5 protein-coding genes and 2 pseudogenes are annotated in these 6,244 nt (G+C 69.0%); 5 read left to right on the forward strand and 2 right to left on the reverse strand.

Annotated elements, in window-relative coordinates; all coding sequences use genetic code 11:
- Positions 1-82: pseudogene (locus tag ACIGAN_RS35645) on the forward strand (transposase); the annotation flags it as partial.
- Between the two features lie 695 nt (positions 83-777).
- Here the strand turns inward: ACIGAN_RS35645 and ACIGAN_RS35650 are convergent.
- Positions 778-900, reverse strand: coding sequence for a hypothetical protein (locus tag ACIGAN_RS35650; protein ID WP_399863712.1), 123 nt, complete (start codon positions 898-900; stop codon positions 778-780).
- Between the two features lie 338 nt (positions 901-1,238).
- Between ACIGAN_RS35650 and ACIGAN_RS35655 the strand changes: the two genes are divergently transcribed.
- The 4 genes from ACIGAN_RS35655 (at position 1,239) to ACIGAN_RS35670 (ending at position 5,559) form a co-directional block, all read left to right on the forward strand.
- Positions 1,239-2,453, forward strand: coding sequence for an MFS transporter (locus tag ACIGAN_RS35655; RefSeq protein ID WP_399863721.1), 1,215 nt, complete (start codon positions 1,239-1,241; stop codon positions 2,451-2,453).
- A gap of 152 nt (positions 2,454-2,605) precedes the next feature.
- A complete protein-coding gene (locus ACIGAN_RS35660; RefSeq protein ID WP_399863714.1) occupies positions 2,606-3,202 on the forward strand; it encodes a TetR/AcrR family transcriptional regulator in 597 nt (198 codons plus the stop codon).
- A 324-nt stretch (positions 3,203-3,526) separates the two neighbouring features.
- A complete protein-coding gene (locus ACIGAN_RS35665; RefSeq protein WP_399863717.1) occupies positions 3,527-4,333 on the forward strand; it encodes a GNAT family N-acetyltransferase in 807 nt (268 codons plus the stop codon).
- Positions 4,334-5,391: 1,058 nt separating this feature from the next.
- Complete coding sequence (locus ACIGAN_RS35670) at positions 5,392-5,559, forward strand: hypothetical protein (protein WP_399863719.1); 168 nt, start codon at positions 5,392-5,394, stop codon at positions 5,557-5,559.
- A 588-nt stretch (positions 5,560-6,147) separates the two neighbouring features.
- Here the strand turns inward: ACIGAN_RS35670 and ACIGAN_RS35675 are convergent.
- Positions 6,148-6,244, reverse strand: a pseudogene (locus ACIGAN_RS35675) (alpha/beta hydrolase); the annotation flags it as partial.

The following is a 6,244-nucleotide window of genomic DNA, read 5'->3' on the forward strand; positions in this document are numbered from 1 at the left end:
TCGCCGCTACATCATCTGGCGAAACCGTCACGCCGCCGATCAACGACTACGAGCCGTGGTCGACAGGGCGAACGTTGCCTGATGCGGCACTAGTTCGTGGAGAGGGCCGTCCTCCCATAAGCGGGAGCAGAGCCCGACAGGTGAACCGGCGGCCGTGAGCCCACGTTGTGAAGGGGTCAGTCGGCACACGGTGGGAGTGATGTGATGGCAACGCCGGCAAGGACATCAGTGGCCGACATCCGGCCCAGCACGGCATTGTCCTCCGACGATTTCGCAGCCGGATTCGTCGCCGAGGATCTGCGGACCGCCCCGCCCGGAGCGGCGCAACGACAGCCCGACTTCTTTGCGGGCCCTGCGACGGAGTCTTCACGCGCATATGGCGGGCTGGGACGAAGATGGCGCTGACCGTAGGGGAGATGGCCGCTCGCCAGGATCGGCGCTGGACGGGGCAAGTCACCTTTGTGGGTGCATCTCACGGCTTGGCCGCGACAGGGGAGTGGAGGTGGCGGACAAGGTCTTGCGAGGTGTGAGAAGCGTCCGGGGCGCACTGCCGGCGCCCGGCGTGGACACTAGCGCGGTGAGTCCGCGGGCGCGGCGAGGGCGGCGATGAACGCCGGGCGGGCCTCGGCCGGTACGTGGGCGAGGACATAGGCGCGGACCACCTCGACGTGGCGTGCGGACGCGGCGCCGAGGTGACGGGTCCTTCTTCGGTCAGCGTGGCCAACGCCGCATGACCGTCGGTGGTGTCGCGCTCGCGACGACACCATCCGCGGGCGATCATCTGTTCGCCACGCGGCTGACACGGCTGGCGGACAGGCCGGTGGCCGCGGCGAGATCGCTGATCTGCCGCGCGTGCTGCGGGATGTCCCGCAACGCGTCCAGCGCCGAGAACTCGGTCATGGCCAGTCCGCGGTCCGCGGCATGACGCCGTCCACGGTGCGGGGAAGCCGCTGTACCACCCGGCCGAGGCTGCGTCAGATCAACCAGCCTGCGCGCGCAGTTACATGACGCCGGGTAATGGAGTGACTGCCTATCCGGAGGGTCCGTGCATGTGTCACGGATTATCACCCCCGCCTTCTATACGACTGGTCTACTCTTAGGCTAGGGTCCTGACCATGAGCACTCCAGAGATCGCGATCTCTCCTCGTCTGCACGTCGCTGTCCACCCGCGCGGCACCGGCGACGGCGGGCGGAACCGCAGCGCGGGACCGTCCGGCGCCTACGCACCGGCTGCGGGGATGACGTCGGCAGCGGTCCCCCGAACCGCCTGGAGACGGCCCGCGGCAGCGGTCTTCACCGTGGGATGGGGAGCCAACATGTTCGCCTCCGTCCTGCAGGTCTATCGGGGAGACCTGAGCGGATCGCAGGTTAACGCTCTGTTCGGTGCTTACGCGCTGGGGCTGATCCCGGCTCTGCTGGCCATGGCCCGGGTCTCCGACCGCCTCGGTCGGCGGCGCGTGCTTCTGGCCGCCCTGGTGCTCTCCGCGCTCGGCTCCGCGGTGATCCTTTCCTCCGGCGGGGCGTTCGGGACGATCCTGGCCGGGCGCATCCTGGTCGGAGTCAGCGCCGGCGCGGCGTTCGGGCCGGGAACGGCGTGGATCAAAGAACTCTCCGACACCGCGAAGACCGGCAAGGCGACGGCGGGGGCAGGGGCGCGGCGTTCGGCGGTCGCGCTGACTGCCGGGTTCGCGGTCGGACCGCTGCTGTCCGGTGTCATCGTCCAGTGGCTGCCTTCGCCGCAGACCGCGGCCTACCTGGTGCACATCGCTCTGGTGGCACTGACGTTGCCGGTGGTGTGGCGCGCTCCTGAGTCGGCTCCGTCCACCGCCGGGCGGGGCAGCCGCCCGGCGCGCTCCGGTGCAGGGCTCATGAAGGTGCTGATCAGCCGCCTCTTTCTGACCGCGGTGCTTCCGACGGCACCTTGGGTCTTCGGTGCCGCGACCGTCTCACTCGCGGCGCTGCCCGTCCTGGTGCCTCTGGGCGGGTACGGCGCCGCTGGCGGCGGTGTGGTCGCCGCCGTCACCCTGGGCAGCGGGATTGCGGTACAGCCGTGGGCGCGGCGTCTGGCCCGGCGCTCGACGTCGGTACCGTTCCGCACCGGCATGGCGGCGGTGATCGCCGGGCTGCTCGCCGCGGCGCTCACCGTGGCCACTGGGTCGCTGGTCCTGCTGTTGGCGACGGCCGTCGTCCTCGGATCGGCCTATGGTCTGCTGCTTGTGAGCGGTCTCCAGCTCGCGGAGTCGCTCGCCGGCCCGCAGGTCGTCTCGCTCGTGATCGCCGTGTTCTACAGCCTCACTTACGTCGGATTCGCCTTCCCGGTCCTCGTGCAGGTACTGGGCAACCTCTGGAGCCCGGTGGCCGTCCTGGTCGTGGGCTCGGCACTCGCGGTGGCTGCCCTGGCCACGACTCTGATCGCGTGGCCCGTGCGACGGGCGCCACGGGCCGGGGCCTGAACCGCCTTGTACGCGGTTGGCGGACGTCACGACGGCTGCCGGCGGGATCGGGGTGCCACGGACTCACCCGGTCCCTCCGGCGGATGCCAGGGCGTGGCAGGCGGCAATTCACGCAGTAGACGACTGGTCTGTTCCTAAGTTAGGATCAGAGCATGCCAGCCACCAAAGCCCGCAGTACCGATGCTCGTCGGAGCATTCTCGACGCCGCCCGACAGATCATGGCTCACAAGGGCTACTCGGCCGTCGGCCTCAATGAGGTGCTCGCGCAGGCTGGCGTACCGAAGGGCTCCTTTTACCATTACTTCGCCTCCAAGGACGCCTTCGGCGAAGCTCTGCTGCAGACCTACTTCGAGCAGTACCTTGCCGACATGGACCGGACGCTCGCTCAGCCCGGCCAGTCCGGCGCCGAGCGCCTGATGGCGTACTGGCAGTCGTGGCGAGAGGCGCAGAGTGTCGACGACTGCCAGGGCCAGTGCCTCGTCGTGAAGTTGGCAGCAGAGGTCTCCGACCTGTCCGAGCCGATGCGGCTTGCCCTCATGCAGGGGACGGACGCGATCATCGACCGCCTCGAGCGGACCATTGCCAGTGGCCTGACGGACGGCTCCATCGCAATCGAGGGTGCGCCGCGCGATATGGCGCGTGGCCTCTACGACATGTGGCTCGGCGCCAGCGTCATGACCAAGATCCGCCGGAATCTCGGGCCGCTTGACACAGCCATGGCGATGACTCGCCGTCTCCTGCACGCGTAGGGGCCGTCTACGCCTCACGGTTCAGTGCTCGGCGGCAGCCCACGCGCGCCATGCACCCGGCCCGGCGAAGTGCGAGGGCTCCGCCCGGTCTCCGACTCTCCCGGTGGGACCTGGTGGAGGTCGTCGGCCCCGTTCGCTCAGGCCGGTCATCGAGGTGACGGACCCGCCGTCAGGCGTGCCCGGCCCGTCTGCCACCATGATCTCGAACGTAGCGACGATCATGCCAGTCCGCCCGCTTGTGCCCGCAGTCCGCATGGCGCCGCACCGACAGCCGGTCTGGGGCGCCCCACCGCACAGGCCGACGAGCGGAGAGGAACGCGAAGCATGAGCAATGATCCTGGACTTGCGCGCAGGGATGACCCGAACAGGCTTGCCGCCGACACCGGGTCAGGAGACAACGGACCCGCGGTGGTCTCCTTAGCCCCGGGCTACACCTTGACGCTCGCCGACCGACAAGAGGTGTGCGAAGCCCAGCAGTTGCGCCACGATGTGTTCGCAGCCGAATTCGGCGCCCACATGTCCACTCTGGCCGGCGGCCTGGACGCCGACGAGTTCGATGAGCACGCCGACCATCTGATCGTGCGTGAGAACAGCAGCCGGAAGATCGTCGGAACGTACCGCATGATGCCACCGCGCTGCGCAGCGCTCGTGGGTGAACGGTTCGGGGACCGGACCTTCGATCTCGATGCCCTGCAGCCCATCGCCGCGGACCTGGTGGAAACGGGACGCTCCTGCGTTCATCCCGACCACCGCAACGGCGCCGTCATCAACCTGATCTGGAGTGGTATCGGCCAGTACATGCGCCACACCGGGCATCGCTGGCTGGGCGGCTGCGCCTGGGTCCACCTGCAGGGGGACAACGGCACAACCGCTGTCACCTGGAACGCGATACGCGCGAAGTACCTGGCCCCGCCCGCATACCGGGTCACCGGGCACGAGCCGCTCCTGAGCGACGACACGGTCGATGTGGACGGCCTGGTCATGCCGCCGTTGCTCCGCGGTTACCTGCGACTGGGCAGCTGGGTGTGTGGTGAGCCGGCGTACGATCCGGATGCCAGAGTGGCCTCGTTCTACGTACTTCTGTCCCTGGACCACATGAATCCGCGCTACCGCCGACACTTCTTCGAGTAGGAAAGCCGGGCCAGAACCGGGCTGCCGTCAGAGCGCCCGGAGTCGGTCCACCCTCCACCTCGTCGGCCGCACCGTGCTCGAGCTCGAGGGTGCGGTGCAGCGACCTTCCCGACCAGCCGCCGATCCCTCGCGATCGCACATCACCCGCCACCTGGGCCAGGCAGTGTCCTGCCGGTCGCCGGACGCATCGGCGGGTTCTTCCTTGCCGACGCTGGCCCGGGTGACTGCCGCGTTGTCCTTCCACCCCTTCCACGTGGTCTCTGGTACGAGACCCATATGGGCGATGCGCAGCCGCTGCGCGAATTCCTCGGTGACCAGCAGCCCGCCGCTCTCGGCCCGCACGGCGGAGTCAATGGGTTGCTCGTCGGCGGTCGTGTCGAAGCCGAACAGCGACTGGAGAGCGTGCAACGGATTCCGGGCCGCGCTCGGAGCGAGGGGCTCGAGGATCTCGGGAGAGGCGCTGCCGGTGATCCGGGTATGGGGTACATCTGTGGGGACGCCCCGGCCGGCGGACGCTCTCGGTGCGGGGCTGGAGCGTCCATCGTCCGGAGCGCTCTGTGCCCCTGGACGGCTTCGCCACGCCCTTGTCGGCATCGTGGGCCGAGCCGCACTCGCTGACAGTGAGTACGGTCGCTGTCAGCGCGAGGACTATGACAGTTGGCGCGCTTGAACGCATCGTGACACCGCCCCTGTGGAGTGGGTGATTCATTTTCCGAGTGCCTTCTGTAGGCCGTTGACCGGTCGGACGACGTGGCGGAGAGGGAGCCGGACCGGATTCCGGCAACCACGGCGGCACTACGGCATCCATCGGCGGCGATTGGCTCACGGCCGAAGGCGGCGCGCGGAGCGCTGCGTACGCGTGGTCACGGGGCCTGCCGGGACGTGCGCACCAAGGGGAGAGGGGGCGCGGACGACGAGTCGTGCACGGGCCGGCCGCCGTGGGCGCAAGCGCCGTGTGGCGCGATCCCTTTAGCCATGACAGGTGTGCGATGGCCGTGGCCAGTGCTGCGCCGTCCTCGCCCGGGATCTGGTTGCGCAGGCGCACTACACAGAGTCCGGTGGTCAGCGCTGTATCCAGGTCGGTGATCCGCAGGCACAAGGTCGCCGCCACCGTACGGGAGGCCGCCGAGGCGCTGCGGGGCGCCGGGGGCCAGGTCGAGGAGGTGAGCATCCCGGCGTTCGAGCGGGACAACCCTCTGGAGCTGTTCTACCGGCAGCCGGTGTGAGCCGTTTCGCCCTAATCTCGGTCTTCCTCGAGGCATGGCGCGAGCGCAACCTCGGCGAAGGCTTCGACCACTACATCGCCGTGAAGAAGTCCGCCGACATCACACCAGAAGCGGACTCGACTGGGTCATCCTGCGTCCGGCCGCCCTGCTCGACGTCCCCGGCCGGGGAACCGTGGCGCTCGGACCTGCCGAGACACAGGAGAAATCCCCCGGGCGGATGTGGCCCTGACTCTCGCCGAACTTCTCCACGAGTCCCGCATCACCCGGCAGAACCTCGAACTGACCACCGGCACCGCACCGATCACGGACGCGGTACGCGCGAACATACGCAGGCGCTGAAAAGAGGGAGCGGCACCCCGAAGTGAGCCGGGCGGCTACTCGCCCGGCTCACGGCCGTCTCAGCCCGCGCGGATGATGAGGCTCCACCGCAAGGGCTCTGCGGCCGGAGAGGTCAGCCCTGCCCCTGCGGAGTCAGCAGAGGCAGGGAAGTCGGTGTGCCCGGCACGCCGGTGGGCCACCAACGCTCCGACATGGCATGCAGCAACGCTGCCCCGAACGTCGCCGACTCGGCACCGGCCGGCGCCCGGCTTACTGGGCGAGGAAGGTCAGTAGGGCTTGGTTGACTTCGGCGGTGTGGGTGGTCAGCAGGCCGTGGGGGGCGCCTTCGATTTCGATGTACTGCGCG

This window comes from Streptomyces sp. NPDC085931 (assembly GCF_044540565.1).
Lineage (GTDB): Bacteria > Actinomycetota > Actinomycetes > Streptomycetales > Streptomycetaceae > Streptomyces.

What these genes read in the sequence shown, in the direction of transcription:
- ACIGAN_RS35655 (WP_399863721.1), top strand. Translation starts at nt 1,239, where the DNA reads ATGACGTCGGCAGCGGTCCCCCGAACCGCCTGGAGACGGCCCGCGGCA.
- ACIGAN_RS35650 (WP_399863712.1), bottom strand. Translation starts at nt 900, where the DNA reads ATGACCGAGTTCTCGGCGCTGGACGCGTTGCGGGACATCCCGCAGCAC.
- ACIGAN_RS35665 (WP_399863717.1), top strand. Translation starts at nt 3,527, where the DNA reads ATGAGCAATGATCCTGGACTTGCGCGCAGGGATGACCCGAACAGGCTT.
- ACIGAN_RS35660 (WP_399863714.1), top strand. Translation starts at nt 2,606, where the DNA reads ATGCCAGCCACCAAAGCCCGCAGTACCGATGCTCGTCGGAGCATTCTC.